The sequence below is a fragment of the Vibrio maritimus genome (assembly GCF_021441885.1).
In the GTDB taxonomy this organism is placed as follows: Bacteria; Pseudomonadota; Gammaproteobacteria; order Enterobacterales; family Vibrionaceae; genus Vibrio; species Vibrio maritimus_B.
Genome location: NZ_CP090438.1, coordinates 1,045,154 through 1,072,130 on the forward strand (window position 1 = coordinate 1,045,154; position 26,977 = coordinate 1,072,130).

The window sequence follows — 26,977 nt, forward strand, 5'->3', positions numbered from 1 at the left end:
TTTGTTGCATTGGCAAAGTGTGATCTGAGTACGTTTATTGCTCGCGCTATCTTATAAGCTTAAAACCATACCCAAGAGACAAAAGGAGTCCCCCATGTCCCAAGCTGTTTTCCATCTCGGAGTAAATAAAGAAGATCTACAAGGCGCGACAATTGCCATTATTCCAGGTGACCCAGCTCGAGTTCAGAAGATCGCTGAGTTGATGGATGAGCCAGAGTTTTTGGCAAGCCAACGTGAGTACACTGTGTACCGTGCAAAACTAGACGGCAAGCCAGTGGTGGTTTGTTCGACTGGTATCGGTGGTCCATCAACGTCTATCGCGGTAGAAGAGCTGGCACAACTTGGTGTGCGCACTTTCTTGCGCGTTGGTACGACAGGTGCGATTCAATCACATGTGGATGTGGGCGATATGATTGTGACCACAGGCTCGGTTCGCCTTGATGGTGCAAGCCTACACTTTGCGCCGATGGAGTTCCCAGCGGTTGCAGACTTCGATGTAGCAACGGCAATGAAAGAAGCGGCTATTGAAGCAGGTTCAACTGTACATACTGGCGTGACCGCATCGAGCGATACTTTCTACCCAGGCCAAGAGCGCTACGATACGTTCTCGGGTCGTGTGGTACGTCGTTTCCAAGGTTCTATGGAAGAGTGGCAACAAATGGGTGTGCTTAACTTTGAAATGGAATCTGCCACGCTACTAACCATGTGCGCGAGTTCAGGTCTACGTGCTGGCTGTGTTGCGGGCGTTATCATCAACCGTACTCAAAAAGAGACACCGGATCACGATACGTTGAAACAAGCAGAGACGCGTTCTATTCGCGTTGTTGTGGAAGCGGCGCGCAAGCTACTTGATTAACGGCAGTCGTTGTTAGAAAGTGAGATTATTGAAAAGCGGAGCAGGCAACTGTTCCGCTTTTTTGTTACCTGTGTGTCGGTGTAATTACCTAGATGACAGATACGAAAAAGCCTCTCAATTGAGAGGCTTTTGTCCGTCCAGAAGACTTAAGAATTATGCTTTACGCTGCTTCTCAAGTTCTGCTTTTGCTTTTTTGAAACGCTCTGGAAGGATTTGCGTAGCAAATACGTCTTCAACCGTTTCAGCACGCTTGATTAGCTCAGCTTCACCGTCTTTAACTAATACAGTTGCAGGACGAGGTAGTGAGTTGAACTGGCTCGCTTGAGACTCTGCGTAGTGACCCACATCCATGATAGCTAGAACGTCTTTTGGCTCTAGAGCTGGCATGCGTGCGCCGCTTTCCCAGATTGATGGGATACAGATTGGACCTGCGATTTCAGTTGTCTTCTCAACTAGTGGTTGAGTCATCTTGTTTGCTGGTAGAACTGGGTTCTTAGACTCTTGAGACTCAACTAGCGTTGCTAGGTAAGTAGACGCGTCAACCATTGTGTAGGTGTAGTCCATCTCTTGGTCATCTTTTACTACGTATACAGATGTTAGTAGTGTACCGATGTTACCCGCGATGTAACGACCTGGCTCTAGCCATAGTTGTGGGATCTCGAAGCCTTCTTTGTTGAACTCTTCTAGCATGCCTTTACATACGATAGCTGCGTAGTCTTCGATTGTGTTCGGGTTCATCATGTTCTCAACGCTACGACACTCTGGCTCACGCTCACGTGGCCAACCGCCGCCAAGGTCGATTTGGAATGGTTGAACGCCACACTCACGAGAGATCTCGATAACGTTGCGTGCGTACTCACGGTATAGCGCATCCCAACCTTCAGGCTGCTTAGAGAAACGACCTAGGTGAGTGTGGAAACCGTAGAATTCGAATGCATCGATTTCTTTAACGCGGTTAACGATTTTCTTCGCTTCTTCTTTAAGAAGGCCGAATTTGATCCATTTCATCGCGCCGATGAAGTTAGGGAACGGGTAGGCATCTGGTTCGAAGTCGTTAAAGAAATCTTCTGGGATAACTTTTAGACGTACCGCGATACGTACTTTTTCTTTTGGCTTAACTTCAGCTGCGATGCGCTCAACGATTTCGATTTCTTCGTAAGAGTCTAGGTGGATTGCGTAACCGTACTCAATTGCTTTACGGATAGCTAGCTCAGGCTTCACTGTACCGTTTAGTGCGATAGTTTTTGGATCCGCACCTGCGATGTAAGTGGCTTCAACTTCACCAGGACCGAAACAGTCACCACCAACGCCTTCTTCGTTACAGATAGCACGAACTGCGTAGTTAGTGTTTGATTTGATAGCGAACATTACGTTCACTGGCTTTGGCCAGTTTGAACCGAATGCAGCTTTAACGCGACGTAGGTTACCACGTAGAGTGTCTTCGCTTAGTACGAACAGTGGGCTGCCGTATTGTTCGATTAGATCAGTTGCTTTGCAGCCACCGATGTATAGGTCATCACCTTTAGTGCTTAGTTCATCTGTTGGAGTAAGCAGGTTTTGTAGGCGCTCAGCGTAGTTTTGGTTCGCTTTGTGCTCAGCAAGAAGCTGCTTTTGCTCTTCTAATACAGTGTTTAGGTTTTTAACACTTTCTTCTAGGCGATTTTGGATTGTCATCGTCGACCCTTACTTATGGTAGTCAATGTAATATCTATTTTGCGATTCATAAACTTAAGCGTTCCGAATCACTGTTATTTGCTGAGGTCGAGTATAGGGGAAGGTCTTTGAGTGAGGCACTTCACTCAGCGTCAAAAAAACTTACTCTAGTGTCGTTGTTGTACTTTACAAATTGAAAAGCATCATTCACGGCCTGAATGATTGGGTTTGGCATCAGGCTTTTTTCGTTCTTTTATTGGAAAAGGTAAATAGATAATCGCGGTGAATTTGCGTTATTACGATGCCATGTTACCTAACAAATACTAGGTAACATACCTGATATAACTGGTGTGTTACTTAGTTCTGCCAGGGCTTTGCTTTGTCATGTAGCGGTCAAATTCCCTCTCAAAATGCACCAATTATGTGATCACGATCTGCTCTTATTGCTCAGAGTGATGTGAGGGGCGTTAATCCATTCATGGTCAAATAGTTGTTACCGTAAATCGGTCAAAAAAACTGACACTGAGTGACGTTAATTCCGACAATACCTACGATAAATTCAACTCAACCTTTCACGAGGGTCCAAAAAATAATCCGCTTCAATTGCTCCACAGTGACGGATTGTTTTTAGAGATAAGTGTTTATCGATAATAGAAAGAGGGCGAGTGGCTCTCTTCTTAAATATAAGGTATCGCCCCTATGTACAATAAAGACTTCTTTATTCAGCAAGCTAAAAAGTTCGGTAAGAAGCAACGCATGGTTGTTGCAGCAGCGCATGATGATGCAACGCTAGACGCAGCAAACAACGCATTCCAAGAAGGCATGGCAGACGTGATTCTTGTTGGTGAGCGCGCGCTAATCAACGAAGCAGCAGCAAAAGCAAACGTTGATCTAGCGAACTTCGACATTATCGAAGCTGATGGTCTAGAAGCAATCGCAACTGCAGCGGTATCTGCAATTGCTGAAGGTAAAGGCGACCTACTAATGAAGGGTCTAATCGACACTTCAGTTCTACTAAAAGAAGTGCTTAAGAAAGAGCACGGTCTACGTACTGGTAACGTTCTTAGCCACGCAGGCGTTCTATTTAAAGAAGGCGGCGACAGCTTCCACGTATTCACTGACGCAGCGATGAACATCATGCCAACGCTTGAGCAAAAAGCGGGCATCATCAAGAACGCAGTGAGCCTAGCGCACTCTGTAGGCATCGAAGAGCCTAAAGTGGCTAACCTATGTGCGAAAGAGAAGCCATACGACAAGATGCCAGCGACGATGGACGCGGCAGAGCTTCAAAAAATGAACCAAAACGGTGAAATCGAAGGTTGTATCGTTTCTGGTCCTATCTCTCTAGATATCGCGGTATCTCAGTACGCTGCAAACCTAAAAGGCTACGAGTCTCCAGTAGCGGGCAACGCAGATATCCTAATGGTTCCAAACATCGAAGTAGGCAACGTATTTGCTAAAGCACTTCAGTACATGGCTGGTTTCAGCATGGCGGGTGTTCTACTTGGTGCACGTATTCCTGTTGTTCTAGTTTCTCGCGCTGACGGCGAAGCTGAGAAGACAGTATCTATCGCGCTTGCATGTTCTGTAGCGGCTATGAGCCAGCAGAAAGAAGCAGCAGACGCGTCTGCTTAATTATAACTAGCAATAACTTAATTTAGGTTTATAAGTGATGAAAATTCTAGCTATCAACCCAGGCTCTACGTCTACAAAAATCGGTCTTTTCGAAGGTACAACTGAACTGTTCGAGAAAACTCTACGTCACAGCGCTGAAGAGCTAGCGCCATTCGGTGCAGTTGTTGCAAACCAAAAAGCATTCCGTAAAGAAGCAATCCTAGCGGCTCTAGAAGAAGCGGGCGTTAAAGCTTCTGAGCTAAACGCTGTTGCTTGTCGCGGTGGTGTTCTTAAGCCAATCGCTGGTGGCACTTACAAGGTTGACGATGCAGTAATCGCAGACCTTCTAGAAGCGCAAATCCAGCACCCAGCTAGCCTTGCAGGCATCATTGGCAAAGAAATCGCTGATGAGAACGGCATCGAAGCATTCTTCACTGACGCTCCAGTAACTTACGAGCTATCTGAGCTAGCGGCTTTCTCTGGTCACAAAGCTATCAAGCGTAAGGGTCGTTTCCACGCTCTTAACCAAAAAGCTATCGCGCGTAAATTCGCTGAAGAGCAAGGTAAGAAGTACGAAGACGTGAACGTTATCGTTTGTCACATGGGTGGCGGTATCACTGTCGGTGCTCACATGGGCGGCCAAACTGTTGACGTAAACGACGCAGTTTCTGAAGGTCCATTCACTCCAGAGCGTTCTGGTGACCTACCAACTCGCGAGCTAATCGACATCTGCTTCAGCGGTGAGTACACGCACGCTGAAATGAAAGCATTCATCCAAGGTAAAGGCGGCGCATTCAGCTACACAGGTAGCATCGACATGCGTGAAATCGAAGAGAAAGCGGAAGCTGGCGACGCTGAGTTCAAACTAGTTACAGACGCGATGGCTTACCAAGTTTCTAAGCAGATCGCTGCTATGGGCGCCGTATTCGGCGGTGAAAAAGTTGACGGCATCCTACTAACGGGTGGTATCGCATACAGTAAGTACATCACAGCTGAAATCACTAAGCGCGTTGAGTTCATCGCTCCTGTAACTAAGTTCCCAGGTGAAGTTGAGCTAGAAGCACTAGTACTAGGTACGCTACGCGTAGTGAACGGCGAAGAAGCGGCTCAAGTTTACGCTTAATTCGTAGCCTCGCTTAATTGAATAAAGATTAGGAGCAGGCTGGGCGCTTGCTCTTTAAAAGTGGCTTGCCACTGAATACTTTACAGAAGGTAATTATAATGTCATTCGATATCAACAACGCACAAGGCGTTTTCGAAACTGTTGAAGCTGCAATCGAAGCAACTCACAAAGCACAAGTAGAATTCTACGCTAACTCTACTAAAGAAGGCCGTGAAGCAATCCTAACTGCTATCCGTGGCGCTGTACTAGCTAAAGCTGAAGACTTCGCGAAAATGGTTCGTGAAGAAACTAAGCTAGGTCGTGTTGAAGACAAGATCGCTAAGCACCAGCTAACAGCTGCTAAAACTCCAGGCACTGAAGTTCTAGAAACTAAAGTATGGTCTGGCGACAACGGTATCTCTCTAGAAGAGCGTGCACCTTACGGTGTTATCGGTGCGGTTACTCCTGTAACTAACCCAACTGAAACTATCGTTAACAACGCTATCTCTATGCTAGCGTCTGGTAATGCGGTAACGTTCAACGTTCACCCATCTTCTAAAGTTGTTTCTGCGGTAATGATCGACATGATCAACAAAACTATCGTTGAAGCAGGCGGCCCAGCTAACCTAGTTACTATGGTTAAAGAGCCAACGCTAGAAACGCTAAACGAAATCGCTAAGTCTCCACTAGTAAACATGCTAGTCGGTACTGGTGGTCCAGGTCTAGTTAAAGCAATCCTACAATCTGGTAAGAAAGGTGTAGGCGCTGGCGCTGGTAACCCACCTGTAATCGTAGACGCTTCTGCTAACCTAGACCTAGCTGCGGCTGGCGTTTACGGCGGTGCATCTTTCGATAACAACCTACTATGTATCGGTGAGAAAGAAGTATTCGTTGAAGATTCAGTAGCGGATGAGTTCCTAGCTAAACTAGAAGCAACTGGCGCTTACGTGCTTTCTGCAGAAGAAGCTGAGAAGCTAACGGCACAAATCCTAACTATGGACGAAATCGACGGTGCTAAGCCATGTACTGCGCAAGAAATTGCTCGCGTATGGCACCCAGTTAAGCAACACGTAGGTCAAGACGCAGGTGAAATCCTTAAGTCTATCGGCGTTGAGTCTGAGACTCGTCTAGCGGTTATGGTTGTTGAGAACGATCACCCACTAGTACACGTAGAGCAAATGATGCCAGTACTTCCAGTTGTTCGTTGTGCGAACATCGACGAAGCTATCGAGCGCGCAGTAGCTGCTGAGCGTGGTAACAAGCACTCTGCATGTATCTACTCTGGTAACATCGAGAACGTAACTAAGTTCGGTCGTGCTATCAACACAACTATCTTCGCTCACAACGGTCCAACACTATCTGGTGTAGGTTACAACGCTGAAGGTACTTCAACGTTCACAATCGCTGGTCCAACTGGTGAAGGTATCACAAACGCGTACTCGTTCACTCGCGCACGTCGTTTCGCAATCGCTCAAGGCGGTCTGCGTATCGTTTAATCGATTTTCCCCAATCGATTAACACAACAGAGCTGGGTTTTCCCAGCTCTGATTTTAACTGCACTAAGTAGTCATTTTTTTACTCAATGATTGGAATAGATATTATTTACCTTTCTATTCTCAAGGAGGTGTAAGAGCACTCGATAGGCTAATGAACTAAAAGCATCAACCCATTTTCGATTAACCAATTACCAAATTTTAGAGGTCAGGATTTCCTCTAACGCTGCGTGTGATTGGCAACAATACACGAAGCAATGTGTACGTACGGAAACAGTTGATCTTTTACTTACTAATCATAAGGTTTTAAATGATGAAGAAAGTTCTTTTAGCTACGATGCTTGTTGGTCTAACGAATACTGCAATTGCAGATGATTACTCTGGTTTCCGTTTAGGGGCAGGTGCAACTATGGGTCAATCAACCGAATATGGTGACCTAAAAGCTCAGCCAAGGATTGAGATGGGCTATGACATTAACCGTATCTTCTCGATTAATGGTTATGTTCAGGACATGCGTGGAAAAACAAATGGTAGCTATCTTGGGGCTCCAGCTACACACTACATGGGAGAGGTTATGCCAACACTACCCATGGCCCACGCAGAAGCGGATTTAAATGGATGGCGCGCTGGCATTGAAGCCGAAGCAGGATATGCGTTTGATTTAGGTGTCGTAGACATCAAACCATATGTGGCAGTGGGCCTAGCCACACAAGGCGGAGATATGAATGTTCGCCTACATGACACTATACAAAATGCAAGTGGTACACAATACAACAGCTCTACGTCACTCAACGATACAGCAGTGACAGGTGCGCTAGGTGTGAGATTAAACACACCAGTTGGCATCTACGTTGATACAAGAATAGAGCGAGCTCCGTTCAATAAACACGGAGCACTGAAAGACCAGACTCAAGGGTCGGTCTCAGTAGGATTTAAATTCTAAAATATAGCTCAATGGAGCGAGTCCGAATTTGTAAAAGCCGAGCAATAGCTCGGCTTTTCGCCGTTTAGGGAACGGATTTGTTGCTCTCCCCCTAGAACAAATCGTATATCCCTTCTTCAATCCCATCAATTAACGCCTGGCGCGTCTCAACGGTATGGTCATTTGGTCTCGACATCTCACCAAAGCTCTCGTAGTACATCCCATTAGGGTGTTTTACCACGACCAAGTGCTCCTTACGCAGCTCTTGCTTAACCAATGTCTCTGGAATAATACCCCAACCCAAGTTATCAACGACAGCTTCTAGCACCTCTTGGTAGTTGGAGAAACTCATGGTACTGCTTGAAATCGGTCGAAAATCTTGGTGAATTTCGTCGAAAAGGTGAGAAAGTACAATTTGACGGTGTGCTGTGATATCTGTGCTGGTGACATTGGTGAGCTTGGCTAATGCGTGCTCAGGTGAACAAACGGCCATCATGCGGATTCTGTGCAGGGCACGAACCTTGATCATCGGATCGTCACCAGAGCTGAATACCAGCCCATAGCCTAGATCGACGTGGTTCTCTTTGACCAAAGTAGGGATATCGGCACTTGAGGCTTTGATTGCCGTTAACGAAATGTGTGGGAACTCGTCGGCGAGTCCAACCAGCTGGCGACGCCAGAAGTTCGATGGGAGGGTATCGTCATAAGCAATGCGGATTTTATCGCTGTCCCCTTGACGAAATTGCTCTGCTTTTGAGTAGAGGCTTTCAGCCATTTTTAGAATATTTCGACAATCGGGCAGCAGCGCAGTGCCTGCTTCATTGATCACTAAGCGGTTACGAGTGCGCTCAAACAGCTCCACCCCCAGCTCGTCTTCCAAACTTGATAGCGCCATGCTTAGAGACGTTCTGGTTTTACCCATGATGTTGGCAACTTTTGTTAGCGATCCGTGCTCTGCAGTCAGGGCGAACACACGCAGTTTTGTAAGGTTCATAGGGGGAAACTTCCAGCTATAGGGTTAGCGTCAAAACCTGTCGCTAATGAGTTTATTGTTATGATGGGTAGAGTATAGCATTTCTGACGCCCAGTGAAGTGTTATGTTGACAGTGGGAAGTCCACACTATTACAGGGGAAAGGGGAGCTTGCTATGATTGCGGCCTTCAAAAGCTCTCCGAAATGCAGGGCGCATAGAGTAACAGATGAAAGCCGTTGAAGGGTACCAGTATGTTACTTATTACCGCCTGTTGAGGGAGTTATTATTAGTCTGGGTAAAGGAAGGATGCCTTAACGCTGTGCTAATCCCTAAATCAAATAACCCTATGGATATCTTCCTTAAGAGGTCTGCAACATGTTGAAAAAACTCGGCTTAGAAGGCTGGTTCTCGGCTCACTTTGCTTATGGCATCGTCCAAATTGTTTTCGTTCCTATGATGGTGCCTTCATTCATCCTTGCTCGTACTGGCAGTCCAACCGATGCTGGCCTAGCAATGGGCCTATTTGGTCTTGCGGGTCTTGCTGCTCCTGTAATCGGCATGCTTGCTGACAAATACAAAGCGCACCGTTTAGCTCAGCTATTTGGCATGATCGCTTATCTATTGGCTGGCACGAGTTTCCTTTTAGCTGGAGATAACTTTACGCTGATGGCTATTGGCTCGATTTTCTTCGGCACAGGCTCGGCGATCCTTCTTATGCTTAACCCAGTATTCATCACTTTTGCTGGCTACGATGCAAAAACTGAAGCCTCCAAACTGGGTCGAATGGCGCAGGTTCTTATCATTGGCTCACTGCTTTCTGGTATTGCACTCGCTTATGTCACGGACCTAGGTTGGTCTTATGAGATGCGCTTTATGGCGATGATGGCAATTGTTGCGGTTTTAGCTGTGATTACTATGCTGACCAACAAAAAACCGGCACAACGTATACTCGATAATGCCGAGGCTATCGCTGCGGCTGCGGCGGAAGAAGATGCACCAAAAGTAGGTATCGCCAAGGTAGTATTCTCTAACTTTGGACTGTTCCTGCTCGCAGTAGGCTTGCTTTGTGCAGGTCAAGGTGCGTTCCAAGCTCAGTATCCTAACCTCCTTGAAAATGGATATGGCGTTGCTCAGTCTCTGTCAGCGGCAAACTTATCTGTTGCGTCAGTACTAGGTCTTATTGTGTTGGTTGCGGCTGAAAAGTTTGTGGCTCGCTACGGTAACCTAAGTCTATTCAAACTATCTGCAGTGGCGTCTATCGTGGTGATTGGTATCGCGTATGTGATTGCTGAAGCAGGTATGTCTTTGCATTACATCATTCCGTTAGCCCTGTTCCTTGTTTATCTGCAAGGTATCACGGTGACGGATATGATTTCTCCAGCTATCGCTGCGCGTCTCACTTTTGTGGGTGGTGGTCTGACGCAAGGTCTGATGATGTTCTTTATCTCGCTAGGTTTCGGTATGGGTAGCGTGATCAGTGGTATCGCTGTTGATGGTTTTGGCTGGGCAGCACTTCCATTCGCGATTCTAGGTCTGACGATCGCAGCTTATGTCTGTGTGTTGATTGTTGGTATGAAGCACAAAGCGGCAGTAAAGCGTGAGCAAATGAAGTCGGCATAACGAACTTTGATGTATTAAAAAGGCTTGGCAATCATTGCCAAGCCTTTTTTGTGTCCGACGTCCGTGATTAACTCAGACGTGAGCGCTCGTCGATACCACCTGCGCCTTGGAACCAAATAGTCAGGTGACGCTTGAGGTCTTTTAGCTCATCGGGACCAATAAGCGCGAGACCGAGATCTTCTGCACGAGTAATGTCGTTATGACGCAGCGGTCTAAAACTCACCAACATAGCGCGCGCTTGCAGGCCACCTAACAGATCGCGAAGTGATTCAAGTTTGTAGAGTGTGTCGTCACCATCATCTCGCATGCCTTTCGTTTTGCACTCGATGATGTGGAGCTTATTGTTTACCACAGAGGCAACATCGAGTTCATTGCGAACCTCGCGCTCACCAAGCTGGCGGTATACTTGAACATTGAGCGAATGGTCTTGAATCGTCGGGACGTCCTCGCGGATCTGTTTAACCGTGCTATGAACCAGATTCTCAAGCCACTCGCCATTAGAGAAGCGTCTCGCATCTTCACTGATAAACGTCAGCACGCCATTGTCGTAACTGGCAATTTGGGACTCAACCAAGTCGCTGATTAGCATGTTTAGCTCACGATAGCCTTGCTGCTTTTCAGACAGAGCTACATCCAGTTTTTGCTCTTTGCGGCACGTGGTCGCGAGATAGTTCAGCGTCGCCAGGCCAGGACCAAGTTCAAGCGCATTACTCGCCCATTTCTCTCCAAGGTCGTAGAGCTTTTTGTCTAGCTGAGGAGGAAGGTCGTAATCGGTAAACTCACCTCTTGCACCGAAGATTGTGAGGTAGTCACCGATAGTAATATGGTCTTGGACCTGCGCATCTTGCGCTCCTTCAGGATAAAGCCAGCACATCTTGTCACTGTTTGGTTCGACGACAAAGATTGGCCAATGGAAGGTGCGGAATACTTCGTAAACAGAAAGTAGGCGGTGACGAAGGCCACAGCTAGCATTAAGTTTTACCTCCAGATTCTTCTCTTTTAGTGTGTTTGCTAGCTTCAGAATAGATTGCTTGATCGCAGACGTGTTGACGATATTTGGGATTTCAAAAAACTCAGACGTGATTTCACGCTCAGCGAGAACAGCGTTGAGACGCTCATACATACCAAATTGGGATTCGTCACCAATGAAAATGATGTGACGACTGACGGTGCGATCATCAAGTAATGGAGTGACCAAGCGGATCGGGTCTTGGTCGATAATGCCTACATGAACGGCCATAGGGTTTCCTTCAACATTTGGCTTGCCGAAGAAAATGGAAGACGACGTCGCGCGAAAAGCGCTAGGTCCTTAAAAAGTAAAGCAAGCCATACTCAAGATATAATGGCACGGAAGGGAAAAAACAAGAGCGGGTTCAAAGGAATCCCGCTCTTGATGAATTATTAACAGTGAGTTGACCTGTTAATGTGTTTTTTAGCCTTACAGCTTGAAGCGATGAACTAGCTCACTTTGCTGGTTGGCAAGGCTGGTTAAGCTCTGGCTGGTAGAGGCAATTTCTGACATAGCTTGATAACTATCATCGGCGATATGGTTAATCTCCTCGATATTCTTAGCGATGTCTGCTGTGGTCTCGCTTTGCTCACCTGCCGCTTGCGAGATGTGAGTACTCATCTGGCTAATTTCGATAATCAGGGCTTGAATCTCTTCCATTGCACCATTTGCGCTCGATGCCTGCTCAACAGAAAGCTCCATGTCCTTCATGCAGCTTTCGATAACTTGACCTGCGCTCTTCGAACTCGACTGCAAGTTGCCGATCATGGTTTCAATTTCAGTGGTCGACTCGGTCGTTTTCTGAGCCAGTACGCGTACTTCATCAGCAACAACCGCAAACCCGCGACCTTGCTCACCAGCACGCGCGGCTTCAATAGCGGCATTGAGTGCAAGAAGGTTAGTTTGCTCTGCGATGTTGCGGATAACATCCAAGATACTGCCAATTTGGCTACTCATTCTCTGAAGCTCACCAACCGCTTCGACTGATTCGTTTAGGCGAGTTTCAAGCTGATTGATGGTGCTGATATTGGTGCTCATGATTTGTCGACCAGACTCAGAAGCAGACTCCACCTGATGAACTTTGCTTAGTGAGCTTTGCGCGCTGTTAGCGACTTCTTGCACCGAATGTGACATTTCTGTCATTGCGGTTGCAACGTTAGCGGTCTGCTCTCTTTGCGCACTAAGTTGTTGCTGGGCACTTGCCGATGTCGCTTGGTTGCTACTTGCCGTTTCTGTTAGGTTGTCAGACGCATCATTCAGTTTAACCAAGACATTGTGCAGACTGTCAGCGAGGGTATTGATGTGATTGCCAAGACGACGGAACTCGTTGTTGTATTTCACTTCGATACGCTGCGTCATATCACCTTCGGTCAGGCTTTCAAGTGTTTTCAGCGTGCTGTTAAGTGGTTGACGGACACTTTGCGCAATATGATAGCCGATACCCACAGCAATTAGAGTCACCACAAGGCCGATACCGATAGCTTTGATAACGCCCTGGTCATAAATATCGCCAGCATTTGAGAGAGACTGGTTCAAATTGCCAGTCGCAAATTCGTTGAATCCATTCAACGTCTCCATAGCGCCGTCTACTTCAATCGCGAGGTTCTCGATGTTCTGATACAGGGCAGCTCGTGCGATCAGATAGTTATTGTGTTGATCAAGCACGCCGCCTTTTTGGCCCACATCTTTCGAGAACTGTTGAACCGAAGCTTCAAACGCTTTTTTTAGCGCTGGCATCTGTGTCGCAAGACCGTTAAACGCGTAATTAAGGTGCGTGACAGCTTTACGGTTTTTGTTAACTGCGTCTTGTACGAACGTTGTATCGCTGCTTGCTAGTGCATCAGAGGTAATGAGCTCAGCATCTTTTAGTTTGATGAAGTAGCTCTTCGCCATGACTTTCACTGAAATGCTTGATGCATCATCCACATATTCTTTCATGCCGACAGACAGGTCAGTATTAAGCTTTTGGAAGCGGCGTGTTGATTGTTGAACTTGCTCTTGAGCTGCGAACATGGATTGATAGTTATCCATCGCAACCTGCGCTTCTTGATCGTATCGTGTTTGCACGTCTCTTAACTCGGTAATGGCTGCTTCGAGTTCTGGAAAGCCTTGGCTAACCTGAGCCAGCTCTTCGAGTGCGCTGCCAAAACTTTGCATAGAAGCAGAGAACTCTTCACGACGAAGTGCCATACGTTCTTCGTTCTGCGTAGTGAGGAAGTCTTTGAATGACTTATCGGCCGATAGCAGCTCCACGCTGGTTTGGTTAGACATCGACACTAGAGGCAAAGAGGTATTCGATACTGAGCCAAAGTTGTCGTGAATTTGACTCATGCCGTTGAGCATTATGCCAATGGTGATGACGAACAGAACGACAATAAGCGTAAAGCCGGCGTACATTCTTCTGATTACAGAACCCTGCATTTATCTCTCCCTATAAAGTGCAGCAATACAAAAACGATACAAAAATTAACTGGACCATCTAGACCAAACTAAGCACTATCAATGTTTGAGCTTAGTTTTTTGGCGTTGTGTCTCTTTATCGTTAGAAATAGCAAAAACTGAAATATAACGAATAAGCAGTGCTACGTTTTATGACGCACTCATCAAAAACACAATAAAACTGATAGTTTTATGAAGAATTGTTAGCTGAGGCTTTGAGCAAAAAAGTCGACACGCTGAAGATTTGAACAATAATAAAAACAAGTAGCTAGTTGGAGATTGCTTTCAATTGTGATCCCTAATTCCATGGTGCATACTTTGTTAATGCGGCGAGTATTCGCCTTGTTCTTTCTATTTGATTTGGAAATTGGAGTGCTTCATGGCTGAAGAAACCATTTTTAGCAAAATTATTCGCAAAGAAATTCCTGCTGATGTGTTGTACCAAGATGATTTGGTGACGGCATTTCGCGATATTAACCCTCGTGCTCCAAGTCATGTTTTGATCATTCCGAACAAGTTGATCCCAACAGTCAACGATATTGAAGCGGAAGACGAAGCCATGATGGGACGTATGTTCACTGTGGCAAAGAAGATTGCTAAAGATGAAGGGATTGCTGAAGATGGTTATCGCTTAATCATGAACTGCAACTCTTACGGTGGACAAGAGGTTTACCATATTCACATGCACCTAGTTGGTGGTCGTCCACTTGGCCCGCTGCTAGTCGGCTAATCTTGTTAGCTATGGCAATAGTAAAATCAATGGCAAACAAAAAGCCATTTGCAACCATTATGGTTCGTTGTTGTCCTAGCTTCACTATAATCTGAGTCAATTCTATTTATCATTCATGCTAAAACGTTGCGTAAAACATACTATAACTATTGCACTTACTGCGACCTTGACGGCTTGTGCAGGGCTATCTGCCGGTAACTTGTTTAGTCATTATACTCAGCAAAATACTATCGTTTATCAGTCTGTTAAATCTGGTCAGTATGAAAAAGCGCAAGCCGCATTACCACAAGATGTGGTAGCGGGAGATATTTTGGATAACTTTGAGCGAGGGCGGGTCGATTTTCTTAATGCAGACTACCCAGAGAGTAAGTCTGCGTTAGAGGTTAGTGATAAAGCCGTTCGTGTCCAGCAAGACAAGGCCCTGATATCGATAAGTGATACCGCAACCAGCGTTGGTGCGTTAGCGGTTAACGACAATATTACCGAATATGTGCCGCCTGACTATGAGCTTGGTTTTTTGCATCTTTACCTAGGTCTCAACTATGTTCAGAAAAACGATTTAGATGGCGCGTTGGTCGAAGTTCGACGAGCAAATCGGGTTCAAGAGCGTGCGAGGCAAGCCAGAGAGAAAGACCTTCAGTCCGCCGAGAACGAATTAAAGCAAAAGGGTTTGTCGCCTAACCTTGGATCTGTGTTATCGCGCTATCCAGATGCTGGAAACAAGCTAAAAGCGGTACAAAATGGCTATCTGCTGTATTTATCGGGCTTATTGTATGAAGCGTCTAATGATCTGAATGGAGCCTATATTGACTACACTAGAGCGCTTGCTGTCGCTCCAGACAATGAAGCGGTGATTGAAGCTGCCATTCGCGTTGCAAAACGCTCAGGAAGAAATCAAGACCTTGCGAAGCTGAAGAAACAGTACGGGGATAGACCGGGTGTTTCCGAAGGACAAGGTCGAGTGATTATCCTAGAGGAGCGAGGTGTGGTATCTGCAATGCAGTCTTGGAATCTGACTTTGCCTGTTTATGACAGTCAAGGCAATACGGCACTTTATACTGTTGCGCTGCCATATTATGTTCCAAGCGTCTCACCCAAGCTTTCACCTTTGACATTGGATAGTGCATCGGTGAAAACAGATGAACTGGTTGACGTTAATCTGATGGCACAGCAGCAACTAACGGAAAATATGCCAACCATCTTGCTAAGACAGGCGCTGCGGGTCTACGCCAAAGACCAAATTCGTAAGAGCACCGCAAAGGACGACGATGTAGGGAATCTTCTTTTCAATGTATGGAACACCTTAACAGAGCAGCCTGATACAAGAAGTTGGCAAACGCTTCCAGGCAGTGTGAATGCGGCGAGTAAAATCGTAAAAGCGGGTGAGCATACCGTTTCTGTTGATGGTCAGGACTATACTTTTGAAGTAAGAGACCGTCAGACCGCCCTCGTATGGGTATCTAGGCAAGGTGGAAGTGCCACAATCTGGCATAAGCAATTAGGAAGGATGTGATGAAAAAGTGGTTAGTAGCAATAGGTGTACTTCTCTCGTTAATTGGTTGTGCATCTAACAAAACAGCGGGTATCAAGATAGAAGGTCAAACTCAAACCGTACTTTACGGTGACGAGAGGATGGGAGACAAGTTCTCTGTTGATGACATTTCTACGGTTGATACCAATGGACACCCAAGAGCGGTCGTTAAACTTTCTAACACAACCTCTGTTGATCAAATTATTCAGTACCGTTTTTATTGGTACGATGAACAAGGGTTGGAAGTAAACACTAAGCAGGCGCCTTGGAAGCGTGCGATTTTGAGGGGTGATGAAACTATTACCCTGTCAGAGGTGTCTGTAAATCCAAATGGTAAAGATTTCCGTGTGCAGTTGCGCGGAGCTGATGATTAATTTCCACATGTGGAAACGTAAGCAAGACTAAGGAAACAAAATGAAAAAGAGTATTATTGCTTTGTTAGGTTTGGCTGTCATTCTTGGCGGTTGTTCAAACAAAGTCAGCTATGGCGACGCACAAGCAACAGAAACAACAACCATCGACTTTGGTTCAACGGATCTGCAAAAGATCGCTGGTGACATGGTTGACAGTATGTTGATGTCGGGTTCGGTTGCGGCAATTACCCGCGATAGCCGACCAATCGTGTTCGTAGAGCGTATCAAGAACAAAACCACAGAGCATATTGATACTGAATCTATCACTGACACCATCAGTACCAAGATGTTGAATTCAGGTAAGTTCCGCTTTGTCGACATGGACCGAGTAGAATCTGTTCGTGAGCAACTTAACTTCCAAAACAATGATGAGCTTGTGAACCAAAGCACTGCGATTCAGTTTGGTCAAATGGTGGGTGCTCAGTACATGTTATACGGCAACCTGAGCAGCATCGTGAAGGAAGCGGGTAGCGATAAAGACGTTTACTACAAAATGACAATGCGTCTAATGGACCTAGAAACAGGTCTGATCGAATGGGCAGATGAGACCGAAATTCGTAAGCAAGAGTCTCGCTCTGTACTAGGTCTGTAAGCTGACTAGTCGCTTTTCGCCAACAGGCTATAGTTGGGAGGAGGCGTTGCAGTTGTCACCAGACCTAGCTGCCATTCCTCCTCTTATCAATGAAGTGCCCCTCGGGGCACTTCCGCTTTCTGGTGGATTAACTAACCGAAGTTGGCGCATACTCACTCCAAGCCTTGGGTGGGTAGTATGGCGTGCAAATGCTTTGCACAGTCAGATATTTGATATCTGTCGTCGTAATGAAGCAAAGGTCATCAATGCGGTTTCGCCTTCGATACCAACCTATCAAGTTCTCAAAGAAAATGAGCAAGGTCTCTTGGTGTCATGGATAGAGGGACGCCCATATCAACAGCCCGACCCAGAACCGGCTATTGCACTATTAGCCCGTATTCATAGCCTTGCACCTGATATGTCGATTCGTCAGTTCGATTTTCAAACAAAGGTAGACCACTATTGGTCTCACATTCATGATAGTGACTTAAAAGCGCGCTATAACTCTTTCTATCAAGCATTTCGAGCGCCACCAAACCTTAGAACCTCGATGAGTGCGATCTGCCACTTTGATTTTGGCTTTCATAACTTACTCAAATCTCAAGGTGATATCGCTGTGATTGACTGGGAGTACGCCGCCATCGCATCACCAACGTTGGACTTAGCGATGACGTTAGATATGTTAGGGCTGGACTTCAAAGATGGCTTAACGCTCTATCAGAAGTATCACGCAGTAGAGTGCCCTGAGGATTGGTATGCTGACATGATGGACTGGAAACCTTATATCGACCTTATGGCAATGCTTTGGTATGTGTTGGCCGCGCAAGTTTGGGAGAGTGGCGATTTTTACACCACGGCAGAACAAATTTATCAACGAAATTGTTGAATGGATCACTGTTTATTAGTTCTTTTATCCTAAATGGCCTTTAACCCCTTTGAAGTTATGGCTTTCATGTTAGATTTAAGGAAAGCGTACCATTACAGGACTGATCGAGAGGTACTATGATTATCTATCTTCACGGCTTTGACTCAACAAGCCCAGGCAACCATGAAAAGGTTCTTCAGTTGCAATTCATTGATGAAGATGTTCGCTTCGTCAACTACAGCACTCTTCATCCAAAGCACGACATGCAGTTTCTGCTCAAAGAGGTTAATAAGTTAGTTCAGGAGTCTTCCGATCCGAATCCGCTCATTTGTGGTGTGGGTTTAGGTGGCTATTGGTCTGAGCGTATCGGCTTCTTGTGTGGGATTAAACAGGTTATCTTCAACCCGAACCTTCACCCAGAAGAAAATATGCAAGGGCGCATAGACCGTCCTGAAGAGTACGAAGATATCGCGACCAAGTGTGTAGAGAAGTTCCGTACTAAGAACGCAAAACAGTGTATGGTTGTTTTATCGCGTGAAGACGAGATTCGTGACAACCAAGAGACCGCTGACGAACTAAGTGATTACTACGATGTGACATGGGATGAAACCCAGACTCACAAATTCAAGAAGATATCTCAGCACCTACAAGCGATGAAGGCATTCAAGTTAGCTCAATAAACAAACAATAGCATGCGACATTTATGCGTGCTCTATGGTAAAGACAGCGGCTCTCTTAGTAGGGCCGTTTTTTATTGATAGAAAAATCGTTTGAGAAATAGTCATTTAATTCGGTGTGAAAAAATAATCCCATTGAATAGTTGCGGACATTGATTTGCTCTATATAATAAAACCGTTCCACAATAGTTGATAAATATCAAAAAAAATTGAGAGCAAGAAGAGAACTTGCCCAAAATGCGCAAAAAGTGACGATTTTGCACCGATATGTGAAGTGAAACTGTAAATGTAACGCGTAAGGGGCACCGTGTAGTGGCCAAGGTTTACGCATAATGACAAGAATTTTTGTGCTTGGATAACATCGAGGCACGTTTGATTTTCAATTTTCAAATTTCACTTTTAGGAGAGCCATTGTGACTAATATTGTCGTTGTAGGTGGTGGGGCAGGCGGACTAGAGCTTGCAACCAAGTTAGGCCGAACACTAGGACGTAAAGGGCGCGCCAATATTACGCTTGTAGACCGTAAAGCTAGCCACTTATGGAAGCCATTGCTGCATGAAGTAGCAACAGGCTCATTGGATGAAGGCGTCGATGCATTAAGCTACCGTGCACACGCGAAAAACCATCATTTTGATTTCCAAATGGGTAGTCTTCAAGACATCGATCGCGAAAATAAACACATTACACTTAGTGAGTTGAAAGATGAGCAGGGTGAGCTGCTGATGCCAAGTCGCACAATCGATTATGATGTGCTCGTACTTGCCATCGGTTCTACGTCTAATGACTTCAACACACCTGGTGTGCGCGATAACTGTATTTTCTTGGACAGCCCAGAGCAGGCGCATCGCTTCCGTACAGAAATGAACAACGAGTTCTTGAAGCTACATGCGAAAAATGGTCAAGGTACTGTTGATATCGCTATTGTGGGTGCGGGCGCAACGGGTGTTGAACTTTCTGCCGAGCTACACAACGCAGTAAAAGAGCTACGTACTTACGGTTTTGGTGATCTTGACTCGAGCAAGTTGAACGTAAACTTGATTGAAGCGGGTGAGCGAATCCTACCGGCTCTTCCTCCACGCATTTCTGGTGCTGCACATTCTGAGCTGACTAAGCTTGGTGTGACAGTACGTACTGCGACTATGGTAACGCAAGCAGACGAATCAGGTTTGACAACAAAAGACGGCGAGCACATCCCGGCACAGATCATGGTTTGGGCTGCAGGTATTAAAGCGCCTGATTTCATGAAAGACATTGCAGGGTTAGAGACGAATCGTATTAACCAGTTAGTAGTTAAAGACACGCTGCAAACTACACGCGACGATGACATTTTTGTCATTGGCGACTTAGCACAGTGTACGCAGGCAGACGGCAAGTTTGTCCCACCTCGCGCTCAGGCTGCGCACCAGATGGCGACACGCGCGTTTGGTAATATTGTGGCTAAGCTAAACAGTCGCGAACTGAAGCCTTATGTTTATAACGATCATGGTTCACTTGTCTCTTTGAGTCGTTTCTCAACAGTCGGCAGTCTAATGGGCAACCTAACTAAAGGTTCGATGATGGTAGAAGGTCGTATTGCACGTGTGGTGTATATCTCTTTATACCGTATGCACCAAATGGCGCTTCATGGCATGCTAAAAACAGGTCTGATGATGCTGGTTGGCCGAATTAACCGAGTACTTCGTCCTAACCTAAAGCTTCACTAATCGTTAAGTTAAGCTAAGCAAAATAAAAAAAGCCCCAACCATTGATTTGGTTGGGGCTTTTTCGTTTCAGTTAAAACGTAGAAGTCTCGTGATTTCCCTGCTTAGCGAGACAGAGTTGGCGAGTAACTACCATTCTTTATTGCCTTGGCAACGGTATTGGCCTGACTTTTTAACTGATCGTATTCACTGTCGTTTAAGTTAAACATCAACCTCAGCGCGTTATCGGAAGCGATAGGAATATCAAACTGTTTCGCGACCATAGCCCAGAGAAACGATTGTTGTGGTTGGTTTAAGCTTTGCGTTACGCTCGCCAAGGCCTTGATGACGTCCTTGTTTACTGTTTTACCGCCACTTGAAAGTTCAAGAGAACGGTTCAATAGTTGGTAGGTTTTATTCTTATCTCTCGAGATATAGTAAGTGGCAAGCGCGTACTGAAGCTCCGCCGTATCCAACTGAGGAGAGCCTTCCATCTCTAGAAAGCGTCGGCGCGCGTTATGGTCGCCAGTTTCACTCCAAAGAAAATAGAGGGTTTCTGGTGACGTCGAGCCACTCAATGAATTCGTGACCCGTTCTTGTTCGTTAATGGAATACATCAAAGCATCAAAGCGTCTCGCTTTTAGGTCAGCTTGCTCGATGGGTTGTATTTGCGAGGCGAGTTCAAGACATTTTCTGTACTCTTTCAACAGATAATACTCTTCAATGGTGTTTGCCTCGCTAGGGGCTTTCATCATCTCGTATCGATGCCAAATAAGATTGGTTCTAGGGATCCGACATTGTCCGTCAGACGTATTGAGAACTGCGCAATTAAGAGAGGGTTCTTGTTCGCAAAGCTGGTCTGTGTTTTTGCGAGCCTCAAAACAGCCGGCTAACATTGACGCGCTTAAAAGAACAAGCAAAGCATGGGGTAATTTCATTTTACTACTTGTGATCGAATACACTGATTTATCTAGCTCAACTTGACTCAGTGTATCATCAGGTTAAGGTTCGAGTAATGAATTAACCTCTCAGAACCACAAAATAGCGGTGCTGCTATCAAGGCAGTGCTATCTAGACAGTGAGACGGTTGAAAATAAATAGTGTGACGACAAGAAGGTTCATTATGGATGTAGAACAATTATTAGAAGCAATGACACCAGATGTGTATGAAAGACTGCTTTATGCGACAGAAACTGGGCGATGGCCAGAGGGCAGTCGATTATCACCAGAACAAAGAGACTCTTGCATGCAGGCTGTAATGCTTTATCAGTCGAAGCACAATGTTGAGCCACAGCATATGTCGGTTGCCGCTGGTGGAGACATTACATTCAAGAGTAAAGCTGAGCTGAAAAACCAGTTTGCAGATAACTCGAACGAGATAGCTAGAGTGAAGGTTTCACAAGATTAGTCAATCAAAGTAAACAAAAAGGGGTGTTGCCACCCCTTTTTAGTATTTGTCGATTAACCAGCTAATACGTCGGTTGCGACTTTGTAGCTTGGGTCTTCTTTAACATTAATTTCAACTAAGCTGCCCGCTTTGTCTAGAAGCTTACGGCAGTCTGGGCTGAGGTGGCGCAAGTGTAGGGTTTTACCTACCGTCGCATAACGCTCGGCCAAGGTTTCAATAGCCTCAATCGCAGAATGGTCGGTAACGCGAGAGTTCGCAAAATCAACAATCACATCTTGTGGATCATTTTGTGCGTCAAATAGCTCAAGGAAGTTGGCCGCGGAACCAAAGAAAATTGGACCGTTAACCATGTATTCTTTCGAACCTTCTTCATTGATGTGGCTGCTAGCATAGATATGCTTGGCGTGTTCCCATGCGAACATCAGAGCAGAAGCAACAACACCAACCGCTACGGCAACAGCAAGGTCTGTCATTACGGTTACAGCTGTTACCAACACGATGACAAAGAAATCTTTCTTAGGTACTCGGCGAGCCAGCTTGAAGGTTGCCCATTCAAACGTACCAATAACCACCATGAACATGACACCAACAAGCGCTGCTAGTGGGATCATCTCAATAAGTGCTGCTGCAAATAGAATAAACATCAATAATGCAACCGCGGCAACGATACCAGACAGACGACCGCGACCACCTGAGTTGACGTTGATCATCGACTGACCAATCATCGCACAGCCACCCATTGCACCGAATACAGAACAGGTCACGTTTGCTAGACCTTGACCCACACATTCGCGGTTAGATTGGCCGCGTGTGTTGGTCATCTCATCTAAGACTGTGAGTGTTAATAGAGATTCAATCAGGCCAATTGCCGCCAAAATGATGGCATAAGGTAGGATGATCTGCAGCGTTTCCCACGTTAGTGGAACCGCAGGGATAGAGAAAGTTGGTAGAGAACCTGCTAGCGTTGCAGCATTGTCGCCCGACATTGAGCGCAGGAAGTCGACGACCGTACGAGTATCAAGACCTAGACCTTGGACCAATAGTGTCACAGTGACAATCGCAACAAGAGAAGAGGGTACTGCTGTCGTGATCTTTGGTAAAAAGTGGATGATCGCCATGGTCAGTGCAACAAGACCCAGCATCAGCATCATTTGATCTTGAGGTAGCCAGGTGAGGGCACCGGATAAGTCTGGTGCTTTAAACTGGCCGAGCTGTGCTAGGAAAATAACGATAGCGAGGCCGTTCACAAAGCCGATCATTACCGGGTGCGGCACGATACGAATAAACTTACCGAGCTTAAAGATGCCAGCACTGATCTGAAACAGACCTGCCAACATAATAGCGGCAAACAAGTACTGAACGCCGTGAGTAGCTACAAGGCTAACCATAACAACGGCCATTGCGCCTGTTGCACCAGAGATCATGCCTGGGCGTCCACCGAAGATAGAGGTAACCAAACCGACGATAAAGGCAGCGTACAAGCCAACCATAGGGTCAACGCCTGCTACGAATGCGAAAGCAACCGCCTCAGGAACAAGCGCAAGAGCAACAGTCAGACCTGACAATACGTCATTCTTTACTGAGTGCTTAGAAAACTGTGGGAATTCAAACATGAAATTAATCGTACTTATGTTGTTGGTTTAACATCCATTTCATCCAGCACACATTCGACATTCAAAATGTGTCAACCGTATTAACAGTGAGCAAAAAAGGACTAATTTACAGTCGCTATCTATATCTCGATGGTTATAGACAAGATGCATTGCTAATGAAACAGTCAAAGTCGGGCATGCTACAGAATTGTACCGAGAAGTTCAATATTGAAAGAAAATGTGACGGAATTATCTGTAGATAAAAATAAGGGCTGCAATATAGCAGCCCTTATCGTTAAGTTAGTCTAACTGACTAGCAATTAGTAGTTAGGTTTTGTCATCGCAGCCGATGCAGCATTTGTAGCGACTTGGCTGCCAGCTCCTTTTGGTTGGTAACGTTCAGTTTTTACCGGTGCTGCATTAATGATGATTTCACCCAGCTCTTGTTTGCCTTCTGCTTTCGCCATTGGCGCACTAGCATGACCTTTGAAGCTTGCTTTTGCAGTGACTTTAGTTTCAGCTGGCTTAGCTTCGACTGGAGCTTGCTCTTGTGCTTTCGGCGCTTCTGCAACAACCTCTACGACTTCTTCTGAAACGTTAGAGTCAGGTGTAGTCGTAGATTCAGTTACTGGTACGTCAGCAACAGGTGCTTCAACCACAGGAGCTTCAACCGTTGGCTCAACCACAGGAGCTTCAACAACTGAAGCCTCAACGGCTTTAGGTGCTTCGGTAACCACCGGCGTCTCAACGACGTCAGCAGCAACTTCTGGCGTCGCGACAGGCTCTGGTTTGCGCATAACAATGACTTTACCCATTGCCATCTCTGGCATCGCCATACCAGTTACGTTAACAGTAACTTCCTTCACTTCCGCTTCAGGTTTTGTTTTCGCCTTAGGCTTGGTAATACCGTAACTTGGCATCACTTTACCCATTGCCATTTCTGGTGAAGCAACGCCACCTTTGCGAAGACGGAATGGGTTAGGACGGCGATCACGACCACGACGACGACGTTGACCACTTGCACGTAGGTGACGTGGAGAACGACGGTTGCGACGCTGCTTACCTTCCTCTTTTGCCCCAGCTTCGTTAGACGCTTCTGGCGCTTGTGTTTTTTCAACAGGCGCTTGAGTTGCAGTTGCGACATTTTGTTGCTCTGCGAGCTCTTCCTGTTTGGCATTTTGGTCTTTAACGCGAACTTGCTTAGTCAGTTTGCGACGTTGACGACGCTCTTTAACTTTGGCAGTTTTCTCTTCTGAGCGCTTATCTTCTGAACGAGGGCTCTTCTTCTCTGCTTGTACGTCAGCAGCGATTTGCTTACCTTGCTCTTCTACCTTCGATTTGTTAGCAGCTTCATCTCGCTTCTTATTACGACGGTCTTGCTGCTTGTTACGACGGTTCTGAGATTTGCGTGGCTCTTGTTGAGCGTTGCTTTGCGTCTCTTTCTCTTCATCGCGGTCACGGTTAGGCTTGTTACGACGATTCTTGTTGCGATCGTTGTCACGAGACTCTTTGTTGTTGCGACGGCGCTGATCGTTGTTGCGGCTACGGCGCGAACGATTGTTGCGGTTTTTGTTTGTTTCTTCTTTCTTCTCTGGCTCTTTCTTCTCTGCTTCAGGTGAAGCGAATAGAGAACCGATTGCAGAAAGAATACGAGAGAATAGGCCCGGCTTCTCAGCTTTAGGCTCAGCAGCTGGTTTCTTCTCAGGCGCTTTTGGCGCTGGTGTTGGCGCAGTTTGCGTTGGAGTTGCAAAGCCTTGGAGGGCTGGTTGCTCAACCTTACGCGGCTTCACTTCTGATTCACCCGCTTCTTTAGCTTCAGCTTCACGCAGCGCTTCTAGCTTCTTAGGTAGCAAGTAAGACAGGAGATCTTGCTCTTCGCCTTCACGTACACGGATAACCTCGAAATGCGGTGTTTCCATGTCTGAATCTGGAACGATGGTGATCTTCACTTCTTGAACGCGCTCAATGTGGTTGATAGAGCGACGTTTTTCGTTCAATAGGTAAGAAGCGATAGGCACAGGAACAATCGCTAAAGCCTGCGATGTGTTGTCTTTTAGTGCTTCTTCTTCGATCAAACGAAGTACAGAAAGTGCGAGAGATTCGTTATCACGTACAACACCAGTACCACTACAACGTGGACAGATGTGGTGACTTGCTTCTGCAAGAGACGGGCTCAAGCGTTGGCGAGACATCTCAAGAAGACCGAAGCGAGAAATACGACCGATTTGTACGCGAGCACGGTCGATACGAACCGCTTCTCTCAGACGGTTTTCAACTTCACGTTGGTGACGAACTGGCGTCATATCAATAAAGTCGATAACAACCAAACCACCAAGGTCACGAAGACGCAATTGACGAGCAATCTCATCTGCCGCTTCTAAGTTAGTGTTGAGAGCTGTCTCTTCAATATCACTACCTTTTGTTGCACGTGCAGAGTTGATATCGATAGAGGTAAGCGCCTCTGTTGGGTCGATAACAATAGAGCCACCAGAAGGTAGGCGAACTTCACGTTGGAAGGCAGATTCGATCTGGCTTTCGATTTGGTAGTGACTAAATAGCGGTACTTCGTTGTCGTACTTCTTAACACGGTTTACGAAGTCTGGGCGTACCAATTGAATATGTTGGCGCGCGCGCTCGTAAATCGTGTTGCTGTCAATAAGGATTTCACCAATGTCACGACGTAAGTAGTCACGCAGTGCGCGGACGATGACGTTACTTTCTTGGTGAATTAGGAACGGAGCAGGGTTTTGGTCCGCTGCGCCTTTAATATTTTCCCAGTTGTTTAGAAGGAAACGTAAATCCCACTCAAGCTCTTCGGCGCTCTTGCCTACACCTGCGGTACGGACGATTAGACCCATACCTTGAGGGAGTTCAAGTGTGCTCAGTGCCGCTTTAAGTTCAGTGCGCTCCTCACCTTCGATACGGCGAGAGATACCGCCAGCACGAGGGTTGTTAGGCATAAGAACTAAGTAGCTACCTGCTAGAGAGATATACGTTGTCAGTGCAGCACCTTTGCTACCACGCTCCTCTTTTTCAACTTGCACGATGACTTCCTGGCCTTCGCTCAATACATCTTTGATGCTTGGACGACCTTGGTAGGTATAACCTTGTGGGAAGTATTCTTTTGCAATTTCTTTAAGAGGGAGGAAACCGTGGCGTTCGGCACCGTAGTCAACGAATGCGGCCTCTAGGCTAGGCTCAACTCGAGTGATACGTCCTTTGTAGATATTTGCTTTCTTTGACTCATGGCCAGGGCTTTCGATATCAAGATCGAACAGTTTCTGACCGTCAACCAAAGCAACACGCAACTCTTCTTTTTGAGTTGCGTTGATTAACATTCTTTTCATTACAGAAATTCTCGTTGTATTTTCTTTGTTTTCATCATTGCTCTTGTCACAGGTTTCGTAACTCGCGGTGCCTGATCCCATGGCTTTATTTAATGCAGCCTCCCGGCTGGAAGGGATGCTCGTGGGCACTACAGTCATCACACAGGACTGAGGCTGTGTGATCCGCGTCTGTGGCGGTATTACTCAAACACGAGTACGTGAGTAGGTGACAAGGAAGGCCTAGCTATCAACGTCTTATGCCAGTTGCTGCGTTTCAATACTAAGCGGTCTACTCAACATTTAATTGCTCAAAGATAATAGCGACAAATAGAAAATCGAATCTAATTATCCATTGCAGCTGTGAACTATAGCAGCGCAACCAAATATCAGCAATCAGCTTTAGTCTAAACCACAGAAAAAAACCAAGCTTTCATCGTGTCTGTACGGATAATGTACTGATTTAAATAAGCAAAAATGAGGGGGAGGAAAAGCTAACACTTAGCT

General features: G+C 46.1%; 21 protein-coding genes. 14 read left to right on the top strand and 7 right to left on the bottom strand.

The features are described from left to right. The first annotated feature begins 94 nt into the window (after nt 1–94). Nucleotides 95–856: a uridine phosphorylase gene (gene udp, locus LY387_RS04865; protein ID WP_234495505.1), complete on the top strand. Its 762-nt coding sequence runs from the start codon at nt 95–97 to the stop codon at nt 854–856. A gap of 153 nt (nt 857–1,009) precedes the next feature. On the opposite strand, the gene LY387_RS04870 is transcribed toward udp, so the two are convergent. Beyond that, nucleotides 1,010–2,530 carry a diaminopimelate decarboxylase family protein gene (locus LY387_RS04870; RefSeq protein WP_234495506.1) on the bottom strand — a complete coding sequence of 507 codons (1,521 nt, stop codon included), beginning with the start codon at nt 2,528–2,530 and terminating at the stop codon, nt 1,010–1,012. 678 nt (nt 2,531–3,208) lie between these two features. Between LY387_RS04870 and LY387_RS04875 the strand changes: the two genes are divergently transcribed. From LY387_RS04875 to LY387_RS04890, 4 genes are all read left to right on the top strand, one after another. Further along, nucleotides 3,209–4,144, top strand: coding sequence for a bifunctional enoyl-CoA hydratase/phosphate acetyltransferase (locus LY387_RS04875; RefSeq protein WP_042476694.1), 936 nt, complete (start codon nt 3,209–3,211; stop codon nt 4,142–4,144). Between the two features lie 37 nt (nt 4,145–4,181). Beyond that, nucleotides 4,182–5,246, top strand: a complete 1,065-nt coding sequence (buk, locus tag LY387_RS04880; protein WP_234495507.1) for a butyrate kinase — start codon at nt 4,182–4,184, stop codon at nt 5,244–5,246. Nucleotides 5,247–5,344: 98 nt separating this feature from the next. Further along, nucleotides 5,345–6,721 (top strand): aldehyde dehydrogenase, encoded by a 1,377-nt coding sequence (locus LY387_RS04885; RefSeq protein WP_038229549.1) that lies wholly within the window; start codon nt 5,345–5,347, stop codon nt 6,719–6,721. Between the two features lie 307 nt (nt 6,722–7,028). Then, the gene (locus tag LY387_RS04890) at nt 7,029–7,661 is read left to right on the top strand and encodes an outer membrane beta-barrel protein (RefSeq protein ID WP_234495508.1); all 633 of its coding nucleotides are present in this window, start codon (nt 7,029–7,031) and stop codon (nt 7,659–7,661) included. Nucleotides 7,662–7,752: 91 nt separating this feature from the next. Here LY387_RS04890 and LY387_RS04895 read toward each other — a convergent pair whose 3' ends face one another. Continuing rightward, complete coding sequence (locus LY387_RS04895) at nt 7,753–8,634, bottom strand: LysR family transcriptional regulator (RefSeq protein WP_234495509.1); 882 nt, start codon at nt 8,632–8,634, stop codon at nt 7,753–7,755. Between the two features lie 354 nt (nt 8,635–8,988). On the opposite strand from LY387_RS04895, the gene LY387_RS04900 reads away from it, so the two are divergent. After that, nucleotides 8,989–10,233, top strand: coding sequence for an MFS transporter (locus LY387_RS04900; protein ID WP_234495510.1), 1,245 nt, complete (start codon nt 8,989–8,991; stop codon nt 10,231–10,233). Between the two features lie 67 nt (nt 10,234–10,300). Here LY387_RS04900 and LY387_RS04905 read toward each other — a convergent pair whose 3' ends face one another. Both LY387_RS04905 and LY387_RS04910 read right to left on the bottom strand, forming a co-directional pair. Next, nucleotides 10,301–11,473, bottom strand: a complete 1,173-nt coding sequence (locus LY387_RS04905) for a DUF1887 family protein (RefSeq protein WP_234495511.1) — start codon at nt 11,471–11,473, stop codon at nt 10,301–10,303. A gap of 198 nt (nt 11,474–11,671) precedes the next feature. Continuing rightward, entirely contained in the window at nt 11,672–13,663 is a 1,992-nt protein-coding gene (locus LY387_RS04910; protein ID WP_234495512.1) for a methyl-accepting chemotaxis protein, read from the bottom strand. A gap of 397 nt (nt 13,664–14,060) precedes the next feature. Between LY387_RS04910 and hinT the strand changes: the two genes are divergently transcribed. The 7 genes from hinT (at nt 14,061) to LY387_RS04945 (ending at nt 20,171) form a co-directional block, all read left to right on the top strand. Beyond that, complete coding sequence (gene hinT / locus LY387_RS04915) at nt 14,061–14,411, top strand: purine nucleoside phosphoramidase (RefSeq protein ID WP_234495513.1); 351 nt, start codon at nt 14,061–14,063, stop codon at nt 14,409–14,411. A 115-nt stretch (nt 14,412–14,526) separates the two neighbouring features. Further along, complete coding sequence (locus LY387_RS04920) at nt 14,527–15,924, top strand: COG3014 family protein (protein WP_234495514.1); 1,398 nt, start codon at nt 14,527–14,529, stop codon at nt 15,922–15,924. Then, entirely contained in the window at nt 15,924–16,316 is a 393-nt protein-coding gene (locus LY387_RS04925) for a YcfL family protein (RefSeq protein WP_042476720.1), read from the top strand. Before LY387_RS04920 ends, LY387_RS04925 begins: the two co-directional genes overlap by 1 nt. A 40-nt stretch (nt 16,317–16,356) precedes the next feature. Then, a complete protein-coding gene (gene lpoB, locus LY387_RS04930) occupies nt 16,357–16,947 on the top strand; it encodes a penicillin-binding protein activator LpoB (RefSeq protein WP_042476725.1) in 591 nt (196 codons plus the stop codon). Between the two features lie 46 nt (nt 16,948–16,993). Continuing rightward, nucleotides 16,994–17,812: a phosphotransferase gene (locus LY387_RS04935; RefSeq protein WP_234495515.1), complete on the top strand. Its 819-nt coding sequence runs from the start codon at nt 16,994–16,996 to the stop codon at nt 17,810–17,812. A gap of 116 nt (nt 17,813–17,928) precedes the next feature. Next, complete coding sequence (gene ycfP / locus LY387_RS04940) at nt 17,929–18,471, top strand: alpha/beta hydrolase YcfP (RefSeq protein ID WP_128648604.1); 543 nt, start codon at nt 17,929–17,931, stop codon at nt 18,469–18,471. A gap of 410 nt (nt 18,472–18,881) precedes the next feature. Next, nucleotides 18,882–20,171, top strand: coding sequence for an NAD(P)/FAD-dependent oxidoreductase (locus LY387_RS04945; RefSeq protein WP_234495516.1), 1,290 nt, complete (start codon nt 18,882–18,884; stop codon nt 20,169–20,171). 101 nt (nt 20,172–20,272) lie between these two features. On the opposite strand, the gene LY387_RS04950 is transcribed toward LY387_RS04945, so the two are convergent. Further along, nucleotides 20,273–21,085: a DUF2989 domain-containing protein gene (locus LY387_RS04950; protein WP_234495517.1), complete on the bottom strand. Its 813-nt coding sequence runs from the start codon at nt 21,083–21,085 to the stop codon at nt 20,273–20,275. A 185-nt stretch (nt 21,086–21,270) separates the two neighbouring features. On the opposite strand from LY387_RS04950, the gene LY387_RS04955 reads away from it, so the two are divergent. Continuing rightward, on the top strand, nt 21,271–21,555 hold the full coding sequence (locus LY387_RS04955) for a YeaC family protein (protein ID WP_128648601.1): 285 nt from the start codon (nt 21,271–21,273) through the stop codon (nt 21,553–21,555). Between the two features lie 53 nt (nt 21,556–21,608). On the opposite strand, the gene LY387_RS04960 is transcribed toward LY387_RS04955, so the two are convergent. Together LY387_RS04960 and rne are read right to left on the bottom strand one after the other, a co-directional pair. Beyond that, a complete protein-coding gene (locus LY387_RS04960; RefSeq protein WP_234495518.1) occupies nt 21,609–23,168 on the bottom strand; it encodes a SulP family inorganic anion transporter in 1,560 nt (519 codons plus the stop codon). A gap of 299 nt (nt 23,169–23,467) precedes the next feature. Beyond that, nucleotides 23,468–26,494 (bottom strand): ribonuclease E, encoded by a 3,027-nt coding sequence (gene rne / locus LY387_RS04965; protein ID WP_234495519.1) that lies wholly within the window; start codon nt 26,492–26,494, stop codon nt 23,468–23,470. Nucleotides 26,495–26,977: the final 483 nt, after the last annotated feature.

Bases quoted from the DNA above. Each gene is read 5' to 3' on its own strand.
- buk (WP_234495507.1), top strand. From the start codon at position 4,182: ATGAAAATTCTAGCTATCAACCCAGGCTCTACGTCTACAAAAATCGGT.
- LY387_RS04920 (WP_234495514.1), top strand. From the start codon at position 14,527: ATGCTAAAACGTTGCGTAAAACATACTATAACTATTGCACTTACTGCG.
- LY387_RS04910 (WP_234495512.1), bottom strand. From the start codon at position 13,663: ATGCAGGGTTCTGTAATCAGAAGAATGTACGCCGGCTTTACGCTTATT.
- LY387_RS04895 (WP_234495509.1), bottom strand. From the start codon at position 8,634: ATGAACCTTACAAAACTGCGTGTGTTCGCCCTGACTGCAGAGCACGGA.
- udp (WP_234495505.1), top strand. From the start codon at position 95: ATGTCCCAAGCTGTTTTCCATCTCGGAGTAAATAAAGAAGATCTACAA.
- LY387_RS04950 (WP_234495517.1), bottom strand. From the start codon at position 21,085: ATGAAATTACCCCATGCTTTGCTTGTTCTTTTAAGCGCGTCAATGTTA.
- LY387_RS04890 (WP_234495508.1), top strand. From the start codon at position 7,029: ATGATGAAGAAAGTTCTTTTAGCTACGATGCTTGTTGGTCTAACGAAT.
- ycfP (WP_128648604.1), top strand. From the start codon at position 17,929: ATGATTATCTATCTTCACGGCTTTGACTCAACAAGCCCAGGCAACCAT.
- LY387_RS04960 (WP_234495518.1), bottom strand. From the start codon at position 23,168: ATGTTTGAATTCCCACAGTTTTCTAAGCACTCAGTAAAGAATGACGTA.
- LY387_RS04875 (WP_042476694.1), top strand. From the start codon at position 3,209: ATGTACAATAAAGACTTCTTTATTCAGCAAGCTAAAAAGTTCGGTAAG.
- LY387_RS04905 (WP_234495511.1), bottom strand. From the start codon at position 11,473: ATGGCCGTTCATGTAGGCATTATCGACCAAGACCCGATCCGCTTGGTC.
- LY387_RS04900 (WP_234495510.1), top strand. From the start codon at position 8,989: ATGTTGAAAAAACTCGGCTTAGAAGGCTGGTTCTCGGCTCACTTTGCT.
- lpoB (WP_042476725.1), top strand. From the start codon at position 16,357: ATGAAAAAGAGTATTATTGCTTTGTTAGGTTTGGCTGTCATTCTTGGC.
- hinT (WP_234495513.1), top strand. From the start codon at position 14,061: ATGGCTGAAGAAACCATTTTTAGCAAAATTATTCGCAAAGAAATTCCT.
- LY387_RS04955 (WP_128648601.1), top strand. From the start codon at position 21,271: ATGGATGTAGAACAATTATTAGAAGCAATGACACCAGATGTGTATGAA.
- rne (WP_234495519.1), bottom strand. From the start codon at position 26,494: ATGAAAAGAATGTTAATCAACGCAACTCAAAAAGAAGAGTTGCGTGTT.
- LY387_RS04870 (WP_234495506.1), bottom strand. From the start codon at position 2,530: ATGACAATCCAAAATCGCCTAGAAGAAAGTGTTAAAAACCTAAACACT.
- LY387_RS04885 (WP_038229549.1), top strand. From the start codon at position 5,345: ATGTCATTCGATATCAACAACGCACAAGGCGTTTTCGAAACTGTTGAA.
- LY387_RS04925 (WP_042476720.1), top strand. From the start codon at position 15,924: ATGAAAAAGTGGTTAGTAGCAATAGGTGTACTTCTCTCGTTAATTGGT.